General features: G+C 72.7%; 23 protein-coding genes. 15 read left to right on the forward strand and 8 right to left on the reverse strand.

Going from position 1 to position 19548, the window contains the following annotated elements; translation table 11 throughout:
* Nucleotides 1–8: 8 nt before the first annotated feature.
* Nucleotides 9–581: a helix-turn-helix domain-containing protein gene (locus AGRA3207_RS28035; protein WP_231329997.1), complete on the reverse strand. Its 573-nt coding sequence runs from the start codon at nt 579–581 to the stop codon at nt 9–11.
* Nucleotides 582–749: 168 nt separating this feature from the next.
* Between AGRA3207_RS28035 and AGRA3207_RS28040 the strand changes: the two genes are divergently transcribed.
* From AGRA3207_RS28040 to AGRA3207_RS28060, 5 genes are all read left to right on the forward strand, one after another.
* Nucleotides 750–1547, forward strand: a complete 798-nt coding sequence (locus AGRA3207_RS28040; protein ID WP_231329998.1) for an aldolase — start codon at nt 750–752, stop codon at nt 1545–1547.
* Nucleotides 1547–2467, forward strand: a complete 921-nt coding sequence (locus AGRA3207_RS28045; RefSeq protein WP_231330000.1) for a dihydrodipicolinate synthase family protein — start codon at nt 1547–1549, stop codon at nt 2465–2467. Before AGRA3207_RS28040 ends, AGRA3207_RS28045 begins: the two co-directional genes overlap by 1 nt.
* Before the next feature lie 64 nt (nt 2468–2531).
* Nucleotides 2532–3227, forward strand: coding sequence for an organomercurial lyase (gene merB / locus AGRA3207_RS28050; protein WP_231330001.1), 696 nt, complete (start codon nt 2532–2534; stop codon nt 3225–3227).
* A gap of 155 nt (nt 3228–3382) precedes the next feature.
* Nucleotides 3383–4045 carry a TetR/AcrR family transcriptional regulator gene (locus AGRA3207_RS28055; protein WP_231330002.1) on the forward strand — a complete coding sequence of 221 codons (663 nt, stop codon included), beginning with the start codon at nt 3383–3385 and terminating at the stop codon, nt 4043–4045.
* Nucleotides 4046–4173: 128 nt separating this feature from the next.
* Complete coding sequence (locus AGRA3207_RS28060) at nt 4174–5850, forward strand: sulfatase-like hydrolase/transferase (RefSeq protein WP_231330003.1); 1677 nt, start codon at nt 4174–4176, stop codon at nt 5848–5850.
* Between the two features lie 132 nt (nt 5851–5982).
* Here AGRA3207_RS28060 and AGRA3207_RS28065 read toward each other — a convergent pair whose 3' ends face one another.
* Genes AGRA3207_RS28065 through AGRA3207_RS28085 form a run of 5 tightly spaced genes read right to left on the reverse strand, consistent with a single transcriptional unit; the run spans nt 5983 to nt 10564 of the window.
* Nucleotides 5983–6921, reverse strand: coding sequence for a helix-turn-helix domain-containing protein (locus AGRA3207_RS28065; RefSeq protein WP_231330004.1), 939 nt, complete (start codon nt 6919–6921; stop codon nt 5983–5985).
* Between the two features lie 58 nt (nt 6922–6979).
* The gene (locus tag AGRA3207_RS28070; protein ID WP_231330005.1) at nt 6980–7726 is read right to left on the reverse strand and encodes an SDR family NAD(P)-dependent oxidoreductase; all 747 of its coding nucleotides are present in this window, start codon (nt 7724–7726) and stop codon (nt 6980–6982) included.
* Nucleotides 7723–8748 carry a 2,3-butanediol dehydrogenase gene (locus tag AGRA3207_RS28075; protein WP_231330006.1) on the reverse strand — a complete coding sequence of 342 codons (1026 nt, stop codon included), beginning with the start codon at nt 8746–8748 and terminating at the stop codon, nt 7723–7725. The genes AGRA3207_RS28070 and AGRA3207_RS28075 overlap by 4 nt, the downstream gene beginning before the upstream one ends.
* Nucleotides 8745–10028, reverse strand: a complete 1284-nt coding sequence (locus AGRA3207_RS28080; RefSeq protein ID WP_231330007.1) for an MFS transporter — start codon at nt 10026–10028, stop codon at nt 8745–8747. The genes AGRA3207_RS28075 and AGRA3207_RS28080 overlap by 4 nt, the downstream gene beginning before the upstream one ends.
* Nucleotides 10029–10030: 2 nt before the next feature.
* The gene (locus AGRA3207_RS28085; protein ID WP_231330008.1) at nt 10031–10564 is read right to left on the reverse strand and encodes a 2,4'-dihydroxyacetophenone dioxygenase family protein; all 534 of its coding nucleotides are present in this window, start codon (nt 10562–10564) and stop codon (nt 10031–10033) included.
* 246 nt (nt 10565–10810) lie between these two features.
* Here AGRA3207_RS28085 and AGRA3207_RS28090 point away from each other — a divergent pair, with 246 nt between their 5' ends.
* Complete coding sequence (locus tag AGRA3207_RS28090; protein ID WP_231330009.1) at nt 10811–11260, forward strand: lamin tail domain-containing protein; 450 nt, start codon at nt 10811–10813, stop codon at nt 11258–11260.
* Nucleotides 11261–11363: 103 nt separating this feature from the next.
* Here AGRA3207_RS28090 and hypB read toward each other — a convergent pair whose 3' ends face one another.
* Nucleotides 11364–12098: a hydrogenase nickel incorporation protein HypB gene (gene hypB / locus AGRA3207_RS28095; RefSeq protein WP_231330010.1), complete on the reverse strand. Its 735-nt coding sequence runs from the start codon at nt 12096–12098 to the stop codon at nt 11364–11366.
* Nucleotides 12091–12492: a hydrogenase maturation nickel metallochaperone HypA/HybF gene (locus AGRA3207_RS28100; RefSeq protein ID WP_231336413.1), complete on the reverse strand. Its 402-nt coding sequence runs from the start codon at nt 12490–12492 to the stop codon at nt 12091–12093. The genes hypB and AGRA3207_RS28100 overlap by 8 nt, the downstream gene beginning before the upstream one ends.
* Nucleotides 12493–12607: 115 nt before the next feature.
* Here AGRA3207_RS28100 and AGRA3207_RS28105 point away from each other — a divergent pair, with 115 nt between their 5' ends.
* The 9 genes from AGRA3207_RS28105 to AGRA3207_RS39945 are packed head-to-tail and all read left to right on the forward strand — an operon-like array spanning nt 12608 to nt 19545.
* Nucleotides 12608–13660, forward strand: a complete 1053-nt coding sequence (locus tag AGRA3207_RS28105) for an NADH-quinone oxidoreductase subunit B family protein (protein ID WP_231330011.1) — start codon at nt 12608–12610, stop codon at nt 13658–13660.
* A 45-nt stretch (nt 13661–13705) separates the two neighbouring features.
* Nucleotides 13706–15490 (forward strand): nickel-dependent hydrogenase large subunit, encoded by a 1785-nt coding sequence (locus tag AGRA3207_RS28110; RefSeq protein ID WP_231330013.1) that lies wholly within the window; start codon nt 13706–13708, stop codon nt 15488–15490.
* Complete coding sequence (locus AGRA3207_RS28115) at nt 15487–15981, forward strand: hypothetical protein (protein ID WP_231330014.1); 495 nt, start codon at nt 15487–15489, stop codon at nt 15979–15981. The genes AGRA3207_RS28110 and AGRA3207_RS28115 overlap by 4 nt, the downstream gene beginning before the upstream one ends.
* Nucleotides 15978–16688, forward strand: a complete 711-nt coding sequence (locus AGRA3207_RS28120) for a DUF5947 family protein (RefSeq protein ID WP_231330015.1) — start codon at nt 15978–15980, stop codon at nt 16686–16688. The genes AGRA3207_RS28115 and AGRA3207_RS28120 overlap by 4 nt, the downstream gene beginning before the upstream one ends.
* Nucleotides 16685–16888, forward strand: coding sequence for a hypothetical protein (locus AGRA3207_RS28125; RefSeq protein WP_231330016.1), 204 nt, complete (start codon nt 16685–16687; stop codon nt 16886–16888). The genes AGRA3207_RS28120 and AGRA3207_RS28125 overlap by 4 nt, the downstream gene beginning before the upstream one ends.
* Nucleotides 16885–17586 carry a DUF6084 family protein gene (locus tag AGRA3207_RS28130; RefSeq protein ID WP_231330017.1) on the forward strand — a complete coding sequence of 234 codons (702 nt, stop codon included), beginning with the start codon at nt 16885–16887 and terminating at the stop codon, nt 17584–17586. Before AGRA3207_RS28125 ends, AGRA3207_RS28130 begins: the two co-directional genes overlap by 4 nt.
* Nucleotides 17574–18590: a hypothetical protein gene (locus AGRA3207_RS28135; protein ID WP_231330018.1), complete on the forward strand. Its 1017-nt coding sequence runs from the start codon at nt 17574–17576 to the stop codon at nt 18588–18590. Before AGRA3207_RS28130 ends, AGRA3207_RS28135 begins: the two co-directional genes overlap by 13 nt.
* Nucleotides 18587–19417, forward strand: coding sequence for a hydrogenase maturation protease (locus AGRA3207_RS28140; protein WP_231330019.1), 831 nt, complete (start codon nt 18587–18589; stop codon nt 19415–19417). The genes AGRA3207_RS28135 and AGRA3207_RS28140 overlap by 4 nt, the downstream gene beginning before the upstream one ends.
* Nucleotides 19414–19545, forward strand: coding sequence for a DUF6893 family small protein (locus AGRA3207_RS39945; protein WP_273699951.1), 132 nt, complete (start codon nt 19414–19416; stop codon nt 19543–19545). Before AGRA3207_RS28140 ends, AGRA3207_RS39945 begins: the two co-directional genes overlap by 4 nt.
* The last annotated feature ends 3 nt before the right edge of the window (nt 19546–19548 follow it).

The raw sequence follows: 19548 nt of genomic DNA on the forward strand, positions 1-19548 counted from the left end.
CCGCCGGGTCAGGGCATGTGGGGGTGCGGGGTGTCGTGATCGCCGCGGTCGTCGCAGAGCATGAGCAGGATCGTGGCGCGTTCCGGGCCGAGCGAGCGGACCTTGTGCGGGTTCGTGGCCTTGAAGTAGACGGAGTCGCCCGGCTCCAGCGTGATGGAGCGGGACGGGAAGAGGAGCTCGGCGCGCCCCCGGTGCACGAACAGGAACTCCTCGCCCGGATGGTCCCGGAAGGGGACGGGACCGGCGTCGTGCGGCGGGTACAGCATGAACGGCGTCATCCGCTTGGTGCTGGCCTGGAGCGCGATGCCCTCGTAGCGTGACCCGGCCTCGTCGTCGGGCGTGAGCGGCCGCCGCTCACCGGCCCGGGTCACGGTGACGTCGGCGAGCTGCTCCGCGTCGACGAACAGGCTGTCGAGGGAGATGCCGAGGGCGCGGGCGAGCGCGGCGCTGACGGCGATGGACGGCGTGCTCTGGCCGCGCTCGACCTTGGACAGGTAGCTCTTGGTCACGCCGGCGCGCTCGGCGAGGGCCTCCAGCGTCATGAGCCGCTCCTTGCGCAGCTCCCGCACCCGATTGATCACCGTGGCCGCCTTTCACGCCGCTCCGCGGGCCCGGTGACGGCCCGGCGGACATCCAAGTATGGCGTCCTGGGGACATGTCCCCATCAGGGGCGTCCCGCCGGCCCCTTGGTGAAGGAAACCTTGTGTCATATAGTGGTCGAAGTTTCCTCACCTGGAAAGGGAGCGGACATGGCATCGACACTGCGCGACACGAAGGACACCGTCGTCGGCCGCGCCGAACGGCAGATGCGCGAGCACTTCGGCGACTCCACGCTGACCGTCCGGCAGAAGCTGGCGCTGACCTGCCGCATCCTGTTCGACGGCGGCCACGACTCCGGCCTCGCCGGGCAGATCACCGCCCGCGGCCCGCGGGAGGGCACCTACCACACCCAGCGGCTCGGCCTCGGCTTCGACGAGATCACCGAGGAGAACCTGCTGCTCGTCGACGAGGACCTGAACGTCCTCGAAGGGCAGGGCATGCCCAACCCGGCGAACCGGTTCCACTCCTGGATCTACCGTGCGCGCGAGGACGTCAACTGCATCGTCCACACGCACTCGCTGCACACCGCCGCCCTCGCCATGCTGGAGGTGCCGCTGATGGTCTCCCAGATGGACACCACGCCCCTCTACGAGGACTGCGCCTTCCTCAAGGACTGGCCGGGCATCCCCGTCGGCAACGAGGAGGGCGAGATCATCTCGGCCGCGCTCGGCGACAAGCGGGCGATCCTGCTCGCCCACCACGGCCAGCTCGTGACGGGCGCAAGTGTCGAGGAGGCGTGCCACCTGGCGATCCTCATCGAGCGCGCGGCCCGGCTCCAGCTCCTCGCCATGGCGGCGGGCACCATCCGGCCGCTGCCGCCCGAGCTGGCCCGCGAGGCCCACGACTGGACGTCCAGCGAACGGCGCAACCAGGCCAACTTCGCCTACTACGCGCGCCGCGCCCTGCGCGCCCACCCCGACTGCGTCGCCGAGGGGACGGAGATCTGATGGCGGCGCCGCCGGTCGCGGGGATCATCGGCTACCCCGTCACGCCCTTCGCGCCGGAAACCGGCGACCTCGACCTGGAACGGCTCCGCGGGCTGACCGCCGAGCTGGTGGACGGCGGCTGCCACGCCGTCGCGCCGCTCGGCAGCACCGGGGAGAGCGCCTACCTCAGTGACGCCGAATGGGACGCCGTCTGCGAGACGACGCTGGAGACCGTCGCGGGCCGGGTCCCGACGGTGGTCGGCGTCTCGCACTGGAGCACCGGGACCGCCGTCCGCCGCGCCCGCCTCGCCGAGCGTCACGGCGCCACCGCGATCATGGTGCTGGCGCAGAAGTACTGGCAGCTCACCGAGGACGAGCTGGAACGCCATTTCGCGGCCGTCGCGGAGGCGACCGGCCTGCCGGTCATGCTCTACAACAACCCGGCCACCAGCGGCGTCGACCTGACGCCGCCGACCGTCGTCGCCCTCGCCCGGAGGATCCCCGCGATCACGATGGTGAAGGAGAGCTCCGGCGAGGTCGCGCGCTTCCGCGAGATCCTGGAACTGTCCGAGGGGACGCTGTCGGTCTACAACGGCAGCAACCCGGTGGCGCTGGAGGCGTTCCGGGCGGGCGCGTCCGGCTGGTGCACCGCGGCGCCGTGCCTGCTCCCGCGGTGGTGCCTGGACCTGCACACGGCCGCGCTGCACGGGCCGCCCGAGCGGGCCGACGCGCTGCTGGAGGCGCTGCTGCCGTTCCTGAAGCTCATCGTCGACCGGGGGCTGCCCCGGACGATCAAGGCGGGGCTGGAGATCCAGGGCCGGCACGCGGGCCCGCCGCGTCCGCCGCTGCGCCCGCTGCCGGAGGCGGACGCCGGGCGCCTGCGCGAGCTGCTCGAACGCCTCGACGCCCACCCGCTGACCACGGCGGCCGCCCCAGGCTGACGCCGCACCGCCGGAGTCCTACGCGACACTCGTGCGGATGATCGGCTCACCGCTGGGAGGCGCGATGACGGAGGAACCGGCAGGCGGCATGGTCGAGGACGTCCGGCTGGCCATCTACCGCGGCTTCGCGGAGGAGGGGAGCGCGCTTCGGCCCGGCGAGATCGCGGCGCACCTGGGGATCACCGCGGACGAGGTCAGGCGCGCGATGCGGGCCCTCCACGCGAGCCGCGACATCGTGCTGGACGCCGAGGACGGCGACCGCGTCGTCCTGGCGCACCCGTTCACGTCCGTCCCGCTCGGTTTCTCCGTCATGGGCCGGGACACGCTGTGGTGGGGCGGCTGCGCCTGGGACTCCTTCGCCATGCCGCACCTCCTCCCGGACGAGCCGGAGGTCCTGGTCGCCACGCGCTGCCCGGCCTGCGGCACCGCGCACGCCTGGGCCGTCGGACGCGACGCGCCTCCGTCCGGTGGGCAGGTCGCCCACTTCCTCACCCCCGTCCAGCGGGTCTGGGACGACGTCGTGCGCTCGTGCGCGAACCAGCGGCTGTTCTGCTCGGACGACTGCGTCCGCGCGTGGCTGGAGCGGACGGGCCACGAGCACGGCTACACGATGGACCTGGCGACGCTGTGGCGGCTCGCGCGGAACTGGTACACCGGGCGCCTGGAGCGCGGCTACCGGCGCCGCGAGCCGTCCGCCGCGTCCGCCTACTTCGCGGAGGTCGGCCTGCGCGGGCCGTTCTGGGGCCTGCCCGCCCGGTAGTCCCGCTTCCGGGGGACCATTCGGGCAACCTGCCGATCCGTGGCCCCGGACCGCGAGGGCCGACCTCGCCGACCGGACGGGCAATTCACGCGAAGTCGCTTGTCGGCCCTACTGTACACACGTACGATGGCGGCGATCCGATCATCATTGGACACGTGTACAGGCTGGTGGAAGCGGAGATGGGGGAGGACGCCCCGGAAGAGACGACGTGGGTGCGGATCAGGGACGCGGCGCTGGCGCAGTTCGCCGAGCACGGGGAGCGGGGCGCCACGATCAGGGGCATCGCCAAGGCCGCCGAGGTCTCGCCCGCGCTGGTCCAGCACTACTTCGGCACGAAGGAGAGCCTGCGGCAGGCGTGCGACGAGTACGCGATCGAGGTGTTCCGCCGCGCCGAGCACGAGGCGCTCGACGGCGGGATGGGCGACCCCGGGTTCATGGCCGTCGCGATGCGGGCGGGCGTCGCGATCCGGCGCTACCTCGCGCGCGTATTGGTCGACGGCTCGCCGAGGGCCGCGGCGCTCTTCGACGACGCGGTCGCCCTCAACAAGGAACTGCTCCAGCGGGACGACCCGGGCATGTCCAAGCCCACCACCGACGATCTGCACGCCTATTCGGCGGTGATGATGGGCATGGGATTCGGCCTGGTCGTCCTGCACGAGCACATGTCCCGGGTGCTGGGCGCCGACACCCTCTCGCCCGCCGGATACCGGCGGCTCGCCCTGGCCGCGCTCGACGTCCACATGGACGTCCTGCTCTCCGAGGAGCTCGCCGAGCAGGCGCGCGCCTCCCTGAAGGACCTGCCGGACGACGAGACCTGACCCCCGTCGCGGCCCGCGCCGCCCGACCTCGCGAGGATCTTGCTTGCGGGGGACGGCGCGTCGGTTGAACCGGCCGAGTATTCGGTGACGTACTCAAGGTGGTGAAGGGGTCATCTGCGGGGGGCGCGATGAAGACGGAACACCCGGACACCGCCGAGGGCCAGGACGCCACGGCGGTCCTGGACGCCGGGGAGGGACAGGCGGCGGGCAGATCCCGGGCACGCCGGGTCTGGGGGCGGGTCGTCACCGGGCTGGCGTGCGCGTTCGTCTTCGCCGCCCTGGTCGTTCCCAGCGAGTTCGCACGGCTCACGCCCGGGGCGCTGCTGCGCGTGCCGGTGGAGGGGATCGTCGGCGCGGTGGTCCTGGTCGTGCTGCCGCCGCGGCCGCGCCGGGTGGTGGCGGCGGTGGCGGGCGCCCTGCTCGGGCTGCTGACGATCGTGAAGGTCGTGGACGTGGGCTTCGACGCCGTCCTCGTCCGGCCGTTCGACCTCGTCCTGGACTGGGTGCTGCTGCGCCCGGCGGTGGAGTTCCTCGACACCTCGCTCGGCCGGGGCGGCGCCGTCGCCGCGATCGCCGGGGTGGTCGTGCTCGCCGTCGCCGTGCTCGTCCTCATGACGCTGTCGGTCATGCGGCTGAGCCGTCTCGCGGCCGGGTACCGGCGGCAGACCGTGGGCGGGGCGGCGGCCCTGTGGACGGCGTGGCTGGCGTGCGCGGCGCTCGGCGCCCACCTCGTCCCGGGGGTGCCGATCGCGTCCGGGGGGACGGCGGTGCTGGCCTTCGACCACGCCCGCGAGGTGCGGACGAGCCTGCTGGACGAGAAGGTGTTCGCCAAGGAGGCGTCCAAGGACGCCTACCGCGGCACGCCCGGGAACCGGCTGCTGACGGGCCTGCGCGGCAAGGACGTCGTGCTCGCCTACGTCGAGAGCTACGGGCGGGACGTGATCGAGGACCCGCAGTACGCGCCGCAGGTGGACGCGGTGCTGGACGCCGGGACGAAGCGGCTGCGCGCCGCCGGGTTCTCGGCCCGCAGCGGGTTCCTCACCTCGCCGACGGCGGGCGGGGGGAGCTGGCTGGCGCACGCGACGCTGCTGTCGGGGCTGTGGATCGACAACCAGCAGCGGTACCGGACGCTGGTCGGCAGCGACCGCCTCACCCTCAACCGCGCCTTCCAGCGGGCGCGGTGGCGGACGGCGGCGGCGATGCCCGCCCTCGTCCGGACCTGGCCGGAGGGCGGCTTCTTCGGCTACGACAAGGTCTACGACTCCCGGAACATCGGCTACCACGGGCCCCGGTTCAGCTACGCGACGATGCCCGACCAGTACACGCTCTCGGCCATCCAGCGGTCCGAGCGGGCGCGGACGGAGCCGGTGATGGTGGAGACGGCGCTGGTGTCGAGTCACGCGCCGTGGGCGTCGATCCCGCGGCTGGTCGACTGGAAGGACGTCGGGGACGGCTCGGTCTTCGACCCCATGGTCACCGACGAGAACCCGCCGTGGCCCGCGCACATCCGCGAGGAGTACCGGCGCTCCATCGAGTACTCGCTGAACAGCCTCATCTCGTACGTGCGGGCCTACGGCGACGACGATCTCGTGCTGGTCTTCCTCGGCGACCACCAGCCCGCCTCGACGATCACGGGGCCGGGCGCCGGGCGGGACGTGCCGATCACCGTGGTCGCCCGCGACCGCCGGGTCCTGGACCGGATCTCCGGATGGGGCTGGCAGGACGGCCTCAGGCCCGGGCCGGACGCCCCGGTGTGGCCGATGAGCGCGTTCCGCGACAAGTTCCTCGCCGCGTTCGGATCATGAAACCGTGCAGGCGGCCCAGGCCGCGGCAGGTCCCCCCGTGGCGCTGCGCGTCCGGCGCCGCGTCGGGCACGCTGTCCGGCGCCGCGTCGGGCACCGTATCGGGCGCCGCGTCGGGCGTCCCGCCGTCCCGGGTCAGGAGAGGGTACGGGCCTCGGTGGGGGTACGTCCGAAACGCGCGCGGAAGTGCCGGGCGAAGTGGGCCTGGCTGGAGAATCCCCACCGGTAGGCGATGTCGGCGATGGTGGTTCCGGAGGCACCCGGGGCGCTGAGGTCGTCGTGGGCGCGCTGGAGGCGGCGTTCCAGGATGTGCCTGGCCGGGGTGGTGCCCGCGGACTCGAAGATCCGCCCGAGGTGCCGGACGGACACCCCCATCACCCCCGCGACCTGGCCGGGGGTGAGGCAGGCGTCGTGCAGATGCCGCTCGATGTAGTCCTTCGCGATGATCAGCTGGGTCTGGTAGGCGGCGGGGGCGGGCCGCCCGCCGGACCGGCCCTCGGCCAGCAGCCTGATCAGGTCCAGGACGGTGCCGCGCGCGCCGGAGCCGGGGTTCTCCAGGACGGCGCGCAGCGCCACGATCAGCTCGCCCTCCCGGGCCGTGCCGCGGCCGAAGAGCATGGGGGCGGGGACGCCGCCCGCCATGCACTCCTCGACGAACCGGTCGCGGGGGATGTCGACGAGGAACTGCCGCATGGTCGAGGAGAACCCGAACAGGTACGGCCGCCGCGTGTCGTACACCACGAGGTCCCCGGCGGTCGCGGCGAGGCAGCCGTTCTCGTGCAGGAAGACCGCCTCGCCCTTGACCAGCAGGGTCGCGAACACCGAGTCCTTCGGCGCGGACTTGGCGACCTGCGGGGTCCGCTCGACGGCGTGCGCGTTGCCGCTGATCTCGGCCAGCCGGACGTCGTCGAGCTGGAAGTTGGCCTGCCGCGCCAGCAGCCCCCGCTCGGAGTAGGACGTGCAGGACAGCCCGACCAGCGCCCTGCGGTTGTACTCCTCCCAGAACTCGATGCGCTCGCGCGGATCGATGTCCTCGGTGGTCGCGTGGCTGGTCATGAGTGCGGGTGCCGGCATGGTGCGCTCCTCCCCGGGCTCTGGCTGGTCCTTGAAGGAGCCTATGCGCTGATGAGGGTCATACGGCCAGGTAGCCTCCGTCCACCGGAAGGATCGCGCCGTTGACGTAGGACGCGGCGGGGGAGCACAGGAAGGCCGTGGCGGCGGCCACCTCGCGCGGCCGCCCGTACCGTCCGAACGGTATCCGGGCGAGGACGGCCTCGGCGGCGGGCGGGTCGTCCATCAGGCCCCGGGCCAGCGGGGTGACGACGAATCCGGGGGCGACCGCGTTCACCCGGACGCCGTCGGCGGCGTACTCGGCCGCCAGGGACCGGGTGAGCTGGGAGATCCCGCCCTTGCTGGCGCTGTAGGCGGGCCGGTCGCGGCTGCCGGTGAAGGCGAACATCGACGAGATGTTCACGATCGACCCCCGCCCCCCGTCGCCGTCCCGCGCGAGGGCGGGCCGGGCGGCCTGGCAGGCGATCATGGTGGCGGTCAGGTTGATCTCCAGGACGCGGCGCCAGCGCTCCAGGTCGTACTCGTCCCGGTCGTGGCTGACGCCCGCGCAGTTCACCAGCATGTCCAGGCCGCCGGTGTCGGCGATCAGCCCGGTCAGCCCGCCGCCGTCCAGCACGTCGTGCTCCACCACCAGGACGCCCGGGTGGCGGGGCAGCTCCTCGTCGTCGGCGGGGCGCAGGCCGAGGGCGGTGACCTCGGCGCCCAGCTCGGCGAACAGCACGGCGGTGGCGGCGCCGATCCCGGACGTGCCGCCGGTCACGAACGCCCGCCGCCCGGCGAACAGCCCCGGCTCGAATCCCTCGGTCATGGCCGCACCAGCACCTTGATCTCCTCCTGGGGCGAACCCCGGTCCAGCAGGGTCTCGAAGCCGTCCCGGACGACGTCCGCGAGCGGCACGGTCGAGGTGACGATCGGGGTGAAGTCCATCCCCTCCTCGGCCACGAGGCGGATCAGCTCGGGATGGACGTCCCGGTAGCCGACCGTCCCGATGATCGACTGCTCGTTGTTGACCAGCGCGAACGCGTCGAACGCGAAGGTCCCCCCGAGCCCGACCAGGACGACGCGGCCGCCGCGCCGGGTGGCGCCGAGGCAGTCGCGGAGCGTCCCCTCGGTGCCGACGGCCTCGAACGCGACGTCGGCCTCCCCGGCGGGCAGGGCCCCGGCGTCCACGACCTCGGTGGCGCCGAGGCGCAGCGCCAGGTCACGGCGGGCGCCGGACGGGTCGGAGGCGACGATGCGCCCCGCCCCGTACCGGGCGGCGAGCCGGACGACCAGCAGCCCGATCGGCCCGAGGCCGACGACCGCGACGCTCTCCCCGTCCCGCAGCCCCGACCGCCTGATCGAGTGCAGCGCGACCGCGGCCGGCTCGAACAGGGCCGCCTGGTCCAGCGACACACCGTCGGGCAGCCGGTGCAGCATGTAGGACGGCACGACCGCGCGTTCCGCGAGGCCGCCGTCGCCCATCAGCCCGGCGAACCCGAAGTGGCGGCACAGGTTGTACTCGCCCGCCCGGCAGCGCGCGCAGTCGCCGCAGCGGTAGTGCGGCTCGACCGCGACCCGGTCGCCGGGGGAGAACCCGGTCACGCCGGGCCCGACCTCCGCGACCGTCCCGCTGAACTCGTGCCCGAGGGTCAGCGGCGCCGCCCGTCCCGACTCCGGGTGCGGGGTGCCGACGGGGATGGCGTGCGGGCCGTCGGCGTATTCGTGCAGGTCGCTGCCGCAGATCCCGCAGTAGGCGACGGTGACCGCCACCTCACCGGGGCCGGGGGCGGCGGACGGCACGTCCTCCACCCGGACGTCGCGGGCCCGGTACCAGACCGCCGCCTTCACGCGGCCACCCCCCGGCGGCGCAGGACCGCGGGCGCGGTCTCGCGGAGGCCGAAGGACAGGGCGACCACCAGCGCGGCGCCCCCCGCCGCGATGAACATCGCGGACTGCAGCCCCCAGGTGTCGGACGCCCAACCGGCGACCAGCGGGCCGAGGAACCCGCCCGCCAGCTCGCCCACGCCCATGATCACGCCGAGCGCGGTGGCGAGCGCGGCGCGCGGGACGGTCTCGGCGGGGATCGTCGCCATGAACAGCGTGAAGCAGCCGAGGCCGGTGTAGGTGAGGATCATCAGCGTGCCGAGCAGCACCGGGCTCTGGACGTACACGACCGCGATCGGGCAGCACACCGCGAGGGCGGTGAACCCGATCAGCGCGGGCCGGCGCCCGATCCGGTCGGAGATCCCGGGCGTCGCGAACCCCCACAGCACCCAGGCGACGCCGAGGCAGGTCATGACGGCGCTCATCGTGCCCGAGCCCCAGTCCTTCTCGTCCGTCAGGTACTTCGGGGTGAAGGTGATCAGCGTGACGAACCAGGTGAGGTAGCACGGGGCGATCAGCATGCAGATGACCACGTTGCGCAGCCGCAGCACCTCCCTGACCGGCACCTTCGCCGCCTTGACCGGCGCACCGCGGACCGCCGCACCGGCCGGTGCGGTCTCCGCGCGCTCGACCGGCGGGCGCTCCAGTACGTACTTGGCGATCAGCGCGGCGACCACCAGCCCGGGGACGATCGTGACGAAGAACGCCGTCCGCCAGCCGAAGGTGTCGGCGAGCCAGACCACCAGCACCGGCGCCACGATGCCGCCGAGCAGGCCCGCCGAGGAGCCCTGGAGCAGCCCCATGTTGAGGCCGCGCCGCGACTCCCGGGACGCCTCCACCATCAGCGACTGCGACATCGGCAGGACCGCGCCCTCGGCCGTGCCCATCAGGGCGCGGGCGCCCAGCAGGCCGATGAACCCGGTCATCAGGCCGGACGCCGAGGAGAACAGCGAGAACAGCAGGACCGCGCCGATGAGGATCGGCTTGCGCCGCCCGAGCCGGTCCGACAGGCTCCCGGCGAACATCCCGGAGAGCGCCCACGTCAGCGCGAGCACCCCGGACAGGATGCCGAGCTGGGAGTTGGACAGCCCGAAGTCGTCGTCCATGTAGGGCGCGAGGAACGCCAGCGCCTGCCGGTCGAAGAACACGAAGCCGAAGGCCAGGAACAGGATGGCCAGCAGCTTGTTCTCGTACCGGTCGGCGGTGGCGCGCGCGCCGCGCGTCAGCGTCTCCGTCTTGGTCATGATCAGCGGAACAGGGCGTTGACGTAGTCCGCGCCGATGCCGACCGCGTCGTAGTGCTTGCGGCACATGTCGATGTAGTCGTGGACGTCGAAGAAGCCCTCGGGGTCGCCGTTCTCGTCGAGCCAGACCAGCGGGCCCTTGACGATGAACAGGGTCTTCATCGGCTCCTCGTGCTCGTAGGCGACGAGCGTGTGGCCCTCGCCGGGCGCCTCGTAGATGAAGTCGCCGGCGGTGGCGGTCCAGGGGCGCTCCAGGTATCCCCACTTGCCGGAGATGGTGTAGGCGAACACCTCGTGCGGGTGGTAGTGCCGGTTGACGAGACCGGCCTCCTTGGACCGCAGGATGTCGGACCAGGTGTTGTCCTTGACGTTGATCCACAGCGGCCGGGATCCGACCGTCTCGGTGAACGGCACGTAGTACCGGTCGTCGTCCGTGGCGACCTTGGACAGGTACACCTCGGGAAGGGCGTCGGGCTTCTGGGAGTTCTCGATCGGCTTGAGGTTCTTCCAGAACTCTGAACCGGCGGCTTCGGGCATGTGAACGGCTCCTTTCACTTGCGGTGAGTGAACCTCCTCCAGGCCGTCCCCGTCTTTCCTGTGGCAGACGCCACGGTTTGCACATCCCAGACATGCCCCGTCGGCTCTGACGGCGGCGGAGGCGCCCTCCGCAGACGTGTGATCACGTCCCTGGGTTGGCGGCGGGCCCGCAGGTGGCCAACGGCCACCACAGATGGTGACCAACCGATACATCTAGGGACTCACCAAACAGAAGGGAACCACGGGGTGAAGAGACTCGTCGTCATGGGAGCCGTCGCCATCGCCGGGGCCACGGGGGCCGCCTTGCTGGCCGCCGGGCCCGCGGAGGCCGCGAGCGCGGTGCAGATCTACCGCGTCTACTACGACTCGCCCGGCAGCGACAACCGCTCCAACGCGTCGCTGAACGGCGAGTGGGTGCAGCTCTTCAACACCGCGCGGACGTCCAAGCAGCTCAAGGGCTACAAGCTGCGCGACAAGACGGGCTACACCTACACCTTCGGCTCGTTCAGCCTGGGCGGCCGCAAGTCGGTGTACGTCCACACGGGCAAGGGCACCAACAACGCCACGCACCGGTACTGGGGCAGGTCCTCCTACGTGTGGAACAACACCGGTGACACGGCCTACCTCCGCTACCCGAACGGCTCGGCGGCGGACTCGTGCTCGTGGGGCCGGACGGGGTCGTACAAGTACTGCTGACCCCAGAGACGCTCGCGACGAGGCGGGCCCGGACTCGATCCGGGCCCGCCTTACCCGTTCCGGGGCCCGGACGTACCGGCCGCGCGGGCGACTCCGGCTCGTCTCAGGGCGCGAGCCACCGGCCGGTGGCGGCGGCGCCGGGGAGCCAGCCGTACCAGCCGTCCAGGCCGTCGCCGCGCGTCGCGGAGACCGGCAGGACGCGGGCGCCCGGCGACAGGCGCAGCACGGCGGCGCGGCAGGCGTCCACGTCGAAGTCGACGTACGGCAGCAGGTCGATCTTGTTGAGCAGCACCGCGTCCGCGCCGCGGAACATGTGCGGGTACTTCAGCGGCTTGTCCGCGCCCTCGGTGACCGACATCAGCACCACGCGGGCCCGCTCGCCGAGGTCGAACAGGGCGGGGCAGACGAGGTTGCCGACGTTCTCGATGAACACCGTCGAGCCGTCCGGCGGGCCGAGCTCCGGCAGCGCGCGGGCGATCATCGCGGCGTCCAGGTGGCAGCCCGCCCCGGTGTTGACCTGCACGGTGCGGGCGCCGGCGGCGCTCAGGCGGCGGGCGTCCAGCAGGGTCTCCTGATCGCCTTCGATCACCGAGACCGCCCGGTCCGGCCCCAGGTCGGCGACCGTCCGCTCCAGCAGCGTCGTCTTGCCGGAGCCGGGCGAGCTCATCACGTTGATCGCGGTGATGCCGCGCCGGTCCAGCCAGGCGCGGTTGCGCGCGGCGAGGTCGTCGTTGCGGGCCAGGACGTCCTGCTCCAGGGTGACGACGCGGGAGCGGGACCGCCCGAGGGTCGTCAGCCGGACGGCGCCGTCCGCGTCGCAGCCGCAGGTGTCACACATGTCCGGCCTCCACCGCCGTGATCCTCAGCCCGTCGCCACCGGTGATCGTCACGTCGGCGCTGCCGCACGGGCACAGCGCGAGCGGGTCGCGGGCGGTGAACGCGGCGCCGCAGGCCCGGCAGGTCCCGGTGCCCGCGGGCTCGGAGATCTCCAGCCGCGCTCCGGCCACGCAGGTGCCCTCGCCCGCCAGCTCGAAGCAGAAGCGCACGGCGTCCGGCAGCACGCCGGACAGCCGGCCGATCTCCAGATGGACCACGGAAACCCGCATTTCCGACATTTGTCCAGAAATTGCGTCGATCACGCTTTCGGTGATGGCCAGTTCGTGCACGCCGCGTCCGTTCGACTCGTGGTGGCGCTCGCTAGCTGCCCGGTATCTTCCCAGGTCAAACGTCATCTTCACGAAGAAGCCTCTTTTACCGGCGCTGTGTTTCGCGGGTTTTCCGCGGGGCAGGGGGAGATCATCCCCCCGGAGAAGGAACGTTGGCCTTGCCCGGCGGGAGGGGGAAGCGATGGTGAGCGTCGCGCCGGCGGCGCAGGGGGTGGAGGAGATCCACATCCTGTGGACGTCCGAGGGGATGAGCTGTGACGGCGACACGGTCTCGGTGACCGCGGCGTCGCTGCCGAGCATCGAGGACGTGGTCCTCGGCGCCGTGCCGGGCCTGCCGAAGGTCCACCTGCACAACAAGGTCCTCGCCTACGAGACCGGCGACGATTTCATGAAGGTCTTCCACGAGGCGGCGCGGGGCGAGCTGGAGCCGTTCATCCTCGTCGTCGAGGGCTCCATCCCCAACGAGAACATCAACGGGGACGGCTACTGGACGAGCATGGGCAACGATCCCGAGACCGGCGAGCCGATCACGCTGAACGAGTGGATCGACCGGCTGGCGCACCGGGCCTGGGCGGTGGTGGCGATCGGGACGTGCGCGGCCTACGGCGGCATCCACGCCATGGCGGGCAACCCGACCGGCTGCATGGGCCTCGCCGACTACCTCGGCTGGGACTTCCGGTCCGCGGGCGACCTGCCGATCGTGAACGTGCCCGGCTGCCCGGTCCAGCCCGACAACTTCATGGAGACGCTCCTGTGGGTGCTGCACCAGGCGGCGGGCCTGGCGCCGGTGATCCCGCTGGACGACCAGCACCGTCCGACGTGGCTGTTCGGCAAGACCGTCCACGAGGGCTGCGACCGGGCCGCCTACTACGAGCAGGCCGACTTCGCGCGCGACTACAACTCGCCGAAGTGCCAGGTGAAGGTGGGCTGCTGGGGCCCCGTCGTGAACTGCAACGTCACCAAGCGCGGATGGATGGACGGCGTGGGCGGCTGCCCCAACGTCGGCGGCATCTGCATCGGCTGCACGATGCCGGGGTTCCCCGACAAGTTCATGCCGTTCATGGACGAGCCGCCCGGCGCGAGCCTGTCCTCCACGATGTTGCGATCGTACGGGCCGTTCATCCGGACGATGCGGTCCATCACGAACAAGAACGTCAACAGGGAACCGAAGTGGCGCCACAACGAGGTCGCGCTGACGAGCGGCTATCAGCCGCGCTGGCCGCACGAGAACTGACCAGCGGACACGGGTGAACGCGGACCGGAGCAGACAGGGAGCGACATGGCCGGCGAGAGGGGCGACCTGGTCGAGGTCGCGTTCGACCCGATCACACGGATCATCGGGAACCTCGGTATCTACACCAAGATCGACTTTGCCAACCGGGAGGTGGCGGAGTGCCGGAGCACCTCGTCGATCTTCCGTGGCTACAGCGTGTTCATGAAGGGCAAGGACCCGCGGGACGCGCACTTCATCACCAGCCGGATCTGTGGCATCTGCGGCGACAACCACGCCACCTGCTCGATCTACGCACAGAACATGGCGTATGGGATCAAACCGCCGCCGCTGGCCGACTGGATCATCAACCTCGGCGAGGCCGCCGAGTTCATGTTCGACCACACGCTCTTCCAGGACAACCTCGTCTTCGTCGACTTCTGCGAGCGCATGGTCGGCGAGACGAACCCGGGCCTGCTGGCGCGCGCCAAGAACACCGAGGCGCCGCGCGGGTCGGTGCACGGCTTCCGGACGATCGCCGACCTGATGGCGGCGTTCAACCCGTTCGAGGGCGAGATCTACAAGGAGGCCCTCGTCCTCAGCCGGATCACCCGCGAGATGTGCTGCCTGATGGAGGGGCGGCACGTCCACCCGTCCACGCTCTACCCGGGCGGCGTGGGGACGGTCGCGACGCCGCAGGTGTTCACCGACTACCTCGTCCGCCTCACGCGGTGCCTCGACTTCGTCAAGCGCGCCGTCGCGATGAACGACGACATCTTCGACTTCTTCCTGGAGGCGCTGCCCGGCTACGACCAGGTCGGGCGGCGCCGGACGCTGCTCGGCTGCTGGGGCGCCCTGCAGAACCCTGACGTCTGCGACTACGAGTACCGCCACATGAGCGAATGGGGGCGCGCCGCGTTCGTCACCCCCGGCATCGTGGTGGACGGTCAGCTCGTCACGACCGACCTGGTGGACATCAACCTCGGTATGCGGATCCTGCTCGGCAGCTCCTACTACGACGACTGGGAGGACGAGGAGACGTTCGTCACCCACGACCCGCTCGGCAACATCGTCGACAAGCGGCACCCGTGGAACCAGACGACCCTGCCGCGCCCGCAGAAGCGCGACCTGGACGGCGGGAAGTACAGCTGGGTCGTCAGCCCGCGCTGGCTGGACCCCGCGAGCGGCGACCACCTGGCCCTCGACACCGGCGGCGGGCCGCTCGCGCGGCTGTGGGCGACCGCGCTGGCCGGGGTGGTCGACACGCCCTACGTCCGCTCCACCGGCCACAGCGTGAAGATCGACCTGCCGAAGACGCCGGGGATGCCCGAGGTCAACCTGGAGTGGAAGCCTCCGCAGTACGCCAACACGATCGAGCGCGACCGGGCCCGCGCCTACTTCATCGCCTACGCGGCGGGAATGGCGCTGTACTTCGCGGAGCGGGCGCTGACCGAGGTCAGATCCGGCAACACCAAGGTCTTCACCGACTTCGACGTCCCGGACGAGGCGATCGGCGCCGGGTTCCACGAGGCGGTGCGCGGCGTCCTGTCCCACCACCTGGTGATCCGCGACAAGAAGATCGTGAACTACCAGCCGTACCCGCCGACGCCGTGGAACGCCAGCCCGCGCGACTCCCTCGGCACGCCCGGCCCCTACGAGGACGCGGTCGCCGGGCAGCCGATCTTCGAGGAGAACGGGCCCGAGGACTTCAAGGGCATCGACATCATGCGGACCGTGCGCAGCTTCGACCCGTGCCTGCCCTGCGGCGTGCACATGTACGTGGGGGAGGGCCGCACGATCCAGCGGACCCACTCCCCGATGCTCGGTGAGCGGTCCCCCGGAGACCAGGGATGAGCTGGGACGACGACCGCGTCCGCGACCACGTCCGCCATCTGGAGCAGATGCTCGGACGGCTGGACGAGCACGCGGGCCGGACCGTCCGGGCCCTCGTCGAACTGTACGGCGAGGCCCTGGAGCGGGTGCAGCGGATCGCGGCGAGCGCGGGCGCCGACGCCGCGCTGACCGGCGACGAGCTGATCAACCACCTGCTGCTCCTGCACGGCCTGCACCCGGACCCGCCGGAGGTGCGCGTCGGCCGCGCGCTCGGCGCGATGGAGTCCTACCTGGCCGGGCACCGCACGACGGTCGAGGTCGCCGGGATCGACGGCGCCGCCGTCCAGCTCGTCATCGCGGCGGAGGGACGCACGGCGCCCGCCGGGCCGGTGCGGGACGCGGTGGTGCGGGCGGTGCGCGCGGCGGCGCCGGAACTGGACCGCGTGGACGTCCAGGCGCCCGCGCCGGAGCCGGTGCTGATCCCGCTGGACCGGCTGCGGAGCCGCGTATGACCTCCGGGTCGTCGCCGGGGCTGCTCACGCCGCGATTCGCGGCCCTCGCGAACGCCGCCGCCCAGGCCGCGGCCCAGGCAGGGGCCCAGGCGGAGCCCGGCGCGGGGGACGGCGAGGCCGCCGCGGGACCCGCCGAGTGGTGCGAGCTGTGCGCGGAGCCGCTGCCGGCCGTCCACCGGCACCTGCTCGACCTCACCAACGCGGAACTGGCGTGCGCGTGCCGCGCCTGCTCCCTGCTCTTCGACGACGCCCGGTTCGACGGCGCGGACGCACCGGGCGCGGACGCACCCGGACGGCACTACCGCCTCATCCCGGACACGCGGCGCAGGCTCACCGGGTTCCGCCTCGACGGGACCCTCTGGGCGGGCCTCGGCGTCCCGGTCGAGCTCGCGTTCTTCACCCTGGACCGGGCGGGCGCCGTGACCGCACGCTACCCGGGCCCCGCCGGGGCGCTGCGCGCGGACGTCCACCCCCAGAGCTGGCGGCGGCTGGTGGACGCCAACCCGGTCCTCGCGGACCTGCGCCCGGACGTGGAGGCGCTGGTCGTCGACCGGGCGCGGGGCGCCGCCGGGCACTGGTTCCTGCCGCTCGACGACTGCTACCGGCTCACCGCGCTGCTGCGGGAGCACTGGACGGGGTTCGGCGGCGGCGACGCCGTCTGGACCCGCATCGGAGGGTTCTTCGAGGAGATGGGGGGCGGACCATGATCAAGGTCGGCAGGCCCGACGTGACGCCCGACAAGCCGTCGCACACGAGCGGCGTCCACGAGGGCAACAGCGAGGGCAACTACGGCAAGCAGGCGGGCCACCTGCCCGACGGGACCTCGACCGCGCGCCGGTCCACCGGCATCAACGCGGCCGACCGGGACCCGATCCTGCCCGGCATGCCGAACCTGTCCCCGCCATGAGCCCGACACCGGACCTGGCGCTGGACCTGCTCGGCATCGAGCCCGAGCGGTTCGCGGCGACGCCGACGCTGAACCTGCGGGTCGGGCTGCGGCGCGCGGACGGCGGGCCCGTCCAGTGCGTCCTGCTGACGACCGTGGTGAGCATCGCTGCGGCGCGGCGCGGCTACGAGGACGAGGACCAGGACCGGCTCGCCGGGGTCTTCGGCCCGCCGGAGCTGTGGGACCGGTCGCTGCACGGGCTGACCTGGGCGCGCATCACCGCGACCGTCCCGGCGTTCCGGGGCTCGACGGAGCTGACGCTCGGCCTGCCGTGCGGCCACGACATGCAGGTGGCGGCCGACCAGTACCTGAACGCGCTGCGGGACGGCGACGTGCCGATCGACCTGTCGTTCAGCGGGACGGTCTTCTACCCCGACGAGGCCGGGGCGCTGCGGACCGGGCAGATCTCCTGGCAGTACGAGGCGACGGGGGAGCTGCCGATCGGCCTGTGGCGCGACCTGATGGACCGGTACTACGGCTCGGCGCGCTGGCTCCGCCTCGACGAGGACCGCTTCGACCGTCTCGCCGCCTACCGGGCGCGCCGGGCGCACCCGTCCTTCGACGACGCGGTCGACGAGCTGCTGCTGTTGGCCGAGCCGCCGGGCGGCCTGTCGGCCGCGTCGGCGCAGGGGAGGGAGCGGCGCGGATGGACCCGGTGAGGACGATCGCGGACACCGTCCTGTACGAGGGGTACCTGCTGTGGCCCTACCGGCGCTCGGCGCTGAAGAACCGGCGCCGCTGGACGATCGGCGGCGTCTACCCGCGCGCCTACGCCGAGCGGGAGGGCGACCGCTGGACGGTGTCGTCCGAGGTCCTGCTGGAGACCGCCCCCGGCGCCGACGTCGAGGTCACGCTGCGGTTCCTGCACGCCGTCCGGCGGCAGGCCATGAGCGGGGACGCCCCGGTGGACGAGGTCGCCGTCGGCGGCGAGACGTACACGACCTGGCAGGAGGCGCGCGAGCGGGAGATCACCAGCGGCCGCCTGCGGGTGGCGCGGCTGCTGCGCTCGCCCGTCCGCGTCCCGGTCGCGGTGGCGGCGGGCGCCGAGGAGGAGCCGATCGGCCCGCCCGGCGCCTCCGACGCCTGGTTCGTCCGGATGTGGGAGCGCCTGGACGGGATGATGGAGGTCTCGGCGGCCGAGGTCGCCCCGGGCGTCGTGCGGCTGCGCGCCGAGGTGGTCAACACGGCCGCCCTCGGCACGGAAACGATGGGCGGCGGCGCGGACGGCGGCCGCCGCGACGAGGCCGTGGACGCCGGGATGCTGTGCGCCCACCTCGTGGCCTCGACCACGGCGGGCGCGTTCGCGTCGTCCACCGACCCGCCCGGGCGGCTGGCCGCCGCGGCGGCGACGTGCCGCAACGAGGGGCTGTGGCCGGTGCTGGTGGGCGAGCCGGGCAGCCGCCACACCGTGCTCGCCGCGCCGATCGTCCTGTACGACTGGCCGCGGGTGTCGCCGGAGAGCCCCGGCGACCTGTTCGACGGCAGCGAGATCGACCGGCTGCTGATCGCGAGCGTGCTCGGCCTGGCCGAGGACGAGCGGCGGGAGATGGCGTCGACGGACCCGCGCGCGAAGGAGATCCTCGACCGCTGCGCCGCGCTCACCTCCGACGAGCTGCTGGCGCTGCACGGCACCATGCGCGACCCGCGGACGGACGCCTGGTGACCGGGCCGCTCCCGGACGGCCGGGAACGAGCCGCCCCGGACGGGCGCGCGATCGTGGGCGGGCACGCGATGGAGGCGGGCAGCCGCGTCCGGCTCCGCCCGCGCGGCGGCGCCGACGTGTTCGGCCTCGCGCTGGCCGGGCGGTCCGCGACCGTCGAGCGGGTCGAGGAGGACATGGAGGGCGGGCTGCACCTGGTGGTCGCCGTCGACGACGACCCGGGCCGCGACCTCGGCGCCCGCAACCAGCTGGGCCACCGGTTCTTCGTCCGGCCGGACGAGGTGGAGCCGCTGCCCGGGGACGCCCCGGCGCGGCGGGTGCTCGTCGCGGGCATCGGGAACGTCTTCCACGGCGACGACGGCTTCGGCGTGGAGGTCGCCCGGAGGCTGCTGGAGCGGCCGGTGCCGCCGGGCGTCGACGTCGTCGACTTCGGCATCCGCGGCATCGACCTGATGTACGCGCTCCAGGACGGCTACGGCACGGCGGTCCTCGTGGACGCGGCGGCGCGCGGGCACGCGCCGGGCACCGTGTCGCTCGTCGAGCCCGGTCCCGGCGGCCTCGACGGCGTGGCCGTGGACGGGCACGGGCTGGACCCGGCGCGGGTCCTGCGGCTCGCCGCCGCCGGTGGCGGGCCGATGCCCCCGCGGGTGCTGCTCGTGGCCTGCGAACCGTCCGGCCCGGTCACCGAGGACACCTGGGAGATGGAGCTCAGCGCACCGGTCGCCGCGGCGGTGGACGAGGCCGTCGCGCTGGTCGGGCGGCTGCTGGCGGAGGAAGCCGACAGGGCCGGAAGGCCCGGAGGGCACGAAGGAAAGGAGGCGGACACATGAGGAAGGGCATCCGCACGCGGCCCGGCATCGTCCGGGCCATGACCGCGCTGCTGCTGGTCCTGGCGGTCGTCGTGGTGGTCAAGGAACTGCCGGCGCTGCGCCGGTACATCAAGTCCGAGAGCATGTGAGGG

It is taken from the genome of Actinomadura graeca, from assembly GCF_019175365.1.
GTDB lineage: Bacteria > Actinomycetota > Actinomycetes > Streptosporangiales > Streptosporangiaceae > Spirillospora > Spirillospora graeca.

Bases quoted from the DNA above. Each gene is read 5' to 3' on its own strand.
- AGRA3207_RS28040 (WP_231329998.1), top strand. From the start codon at position 750: ATGGCATCGACACTGCGCGACACGAAGGACACCGTCGTCGGCCGCGCC.
- AGRA3207_RS28045 (WP_231330000.1), top strand. From the start codon at position 1,547: ATGGCGGCGCCGCCGGTCGCGGGGATCATCGGCTACCCCGTCACGCCC.
- merB (WP_231330001.1), top strand. From the start codon at position 2,532: ATGACGGAGGAACCGGCAGGCGGCATGGTCGAGGACGTCCGGCTGGCC.
- AGRA3207_RS28060 (WP_231330003.1), top strand. From the start codon at position 4,174: ATGAAGACGGAACACCCGGACACCGCCGAGGGCCAGGACGCCACGGCG.
- AGRA3207_RS28065 (WP_231330004.1), bottom strand. From the start codon at position 6,921: ATGCCGGCACCCGCACTCATGACCAGCCACGCGACCACCGAGGACATC.
- AGRA3207_RS28070 (WP_231330005.1), bottom strand. From the start codon at position 7,726: ATGACCGAGGGATTCGAGCCGGGGCTGTTCGCCGGGCGGCGGGCGTTC.
- AGRA3207_RS28080 (WP_231330007.1), bottom strand. From the start codon at position 10,028: ATGACCAAGACGGAGACGCTGACGCGCGGCGCGCGCGCCACCGCCGAC.
- AGRA3207_RS28085 (WP_231330008.1), bottom strand. From the start codon at position 10,564: ATGCCCGAAGCCGCCGGTTCAGAGTTCTGGAAGAACCTCAAGCCGATC.
- hypB (WP_231330010.1), bottom strand. From the start codon at position 12,098: ATGTGTGACACCTGCGGCTGCGACGCGGACGGCGCCGTCCGGCTGACG.
- AGRA3207_RS28100 (WP_231336413.1), bottom strand. From the start codon at position 12,492: ATGACGTTTGACCTGGGAAGATACCGGGCAGCTAGCGAGCGCCACCAC.
- AGRA3207_RS28105 (WP_231330011.1), top strand. From the start codon at position 12,608: ATGGTGAGCGTCGCGCCGGCGGCGCAGGGGGTGGAGGAGATCCACATC.
- AGRA3207_RS28110 (WP_231330013.1), top strand. From the start codon at position 13,706: ATGGCCGGCGAGAGGGGCGACCTGGTCGAGGTCGCGTTCGACCCGATC.
- AGRA3207_RS28115 (WP_231330014.1), top strand. From the start codon at position 15,487: ATGAGCTGGGACGACGACCGCGTCCGCGACCACGTCCGCCATCTGGAG.
- AGRA3207_RS28120 (WP_231330015.1), top strand. From the start codon at position 15,978: ATGACCTCCGGGTCGTCGCCGGGGCTGCTCACGCCGCGATTCGCGGCC.
- AGRA3207_RS28125 (WP_231330016.1), top strand. From the start codon at position 16,685: ATGATCAAGGTCGGCAGGCCCGACGTGACGCCCGACAAGCCGTCGCAC.
- AGRA3207_RS28130 (WP_231330017.1), top strand. From the start codon at position 16,885: ATGAGCCCGACACCGGACCTGGCGCTGGACCTGCTCGGCATCGAGCCC.
- AGRA3207_RS28135 (WP_231330018.1), top strand. From the start codon at position 17,574: ATGGACCCGGTGAGGACGATCGCGGACACCGTCCTGTACGAGGGGTAC.
- AGRA3207_RS39945 (WP_273699951.1), top strand. From the start codon at position 19,414: ATGAGGAAGGGCATCCGCACGCGGCCCGGCATCGTCCGGGCCATGACC.